This is a genomic window from Cellulomonas algicola (genome assembly GCF_003851725.1).
Taxonomy (GTDB): Bacteria; Actinomycetota; Actinomycetes; order Actinomycetales; family Cellulomonadaceae; genus Cellulomonas; species Cellulomonas algicola.
This window is the reverse complement of sequence record NZ_BHYL01000358.1, coordinates 1-1,317: the sequence shown is the minus strand read 5'-3', so window position 1 is coordinate 1,317 and position 1,317 is coordinate 1. Positions and strand designations below refer to the sequence as shown.

Sequence of the window (1,317 nt, the reverse complement as noted above, 5' to 3'; positions counted from 1 at the left end):
CGTCGCGAGCGCGCCCTCGACCTCGGCGCCCCGACGGCGACCGTCCGGGCCCTGACGCTCAGGCGGCCCGCCGGGGTGCCGCGCGGCGACGGGCACGCGCTCGACCTCGCCGCCGCCGCGGTGACCGCGGTCGTCGTCGTGCTGCTCGCGCTGCCGCTCGTCAACCTCGTCCTGCGCTCGCTCCGCACCACCGACGGGTGGGGAGTCGACCACTACGTCGCGCTCGCCGCGCCCGCGGACACGCTGGGCGTCAGCCCGCTGCACGCCGCCGTGACGTCGCTGCGCGTCGCACTCGACGCGACGACGATCGCGCTGGTCGTCGGCGGCCTCGTCGCGCTCGTCGTGTCGCGGCGGCCGCGTCGTGCGGTCGGTCGCCGGGCCGTCGCCGGGCTCGACGCGGTGTTCATGCTGCCGCTCGGCGTCTCCGCCGTGACCGTCGGGTTCGGCTTCCTGCTGTCGATGCACCAGCCGTTCGGGCTCGACGTCGACCTGCGCACGTCGCCCGTGCTCGTGCCGGTCGCGCAGGCCGTCGTCGCCGTGCCGCTCGTCGTGCGGACCGTCCTGCCCGTGCTGCGCGCGATCGACCCGCGCCTGCGGGAGGCCGCCGCGACCCTCGGCGCCGCCCCCGGCCGCGTCCTCGCGACCGTGGACCTGCCCGTCGCCGCGCGCGCCCTCGGCCTCGCCGTCGGGTTCGCGTTCGCCGCGTCGCTCGGCGAGTTCGGTGCGACCTCGTTCCTCGCCCGCCCCGACCGGCCCACGCTGCCCGTCGTGATCTTCCGGCTCATCGGCCGGCCGGGCGCGGACTCCTACGGCACGGCGCTCGCCGCGTCCGTCGTGCTCGCGGTGCTCACCGCGGGCATCGTCGCCGCCTGCGAACGGCTGCGGGCCGGCAACCCCGGAGGTGACTGGTGAGCGGACTGCGCGTGCAGGACGTCGTCGTGCGGTATCCCGCCGGGCGGCGCGGCTGGACGACCGCCGTCGACGGGGTGTCCCTCGACGTCGGTGCGGGCGAGGTCGTCGCGCTGCTCGGACCGTCAGGGTGCGGCAAGTCGTCGCTGCTGCGGGCCGTCGCCGGCCTCGAGCCGCTCGCGGGCGGGTCCGTCGCGTTCGACGGGCAGCCGGTCGACGGGCTGCCCGTTCACCGGCGCGGCTTCGGCCTGATGTTCCAGGACGGCCAGCTCTTCGCGCACCGCGACGTCGCGGGCAACGTCGCGTACGGGCTCGCGGCGCGGCGCCCGGCCGGGCGTGGGTCCGGCCCCGGCAGCGACGACGGACGGACGTGGGCGGCCGGGGGACGCGCCGCGCTGGTCGACGAGC

Annotated in this window: 2 protein-coding genes; both read left to right on the top strand. The window is 77.9% G+C overall.

Annotation, left to right across the window (positions count from 1 at the left end; translation table 11 throughout):
* Positions 1 to 912: ABC transporter permease family protein (locus CTKZ_RS19000; RefSeq protein ID WP_124344387.1), on the top strand; the 912-nt coding region annotated here is incomplete at its 5' end.
* Positions 909 to 1,317, top strand: a 409-nt coding sequence (locus CTKZ_RS18995) for an ATP-binding cassette domain-containing protein (protein ID WP_371852395.1), incomplete at its 3' end; no start/stop codon positions are given. The genes CTKZ_RS19000 and CTKZ_RS18995, both read left to right, overlap by 4 nt.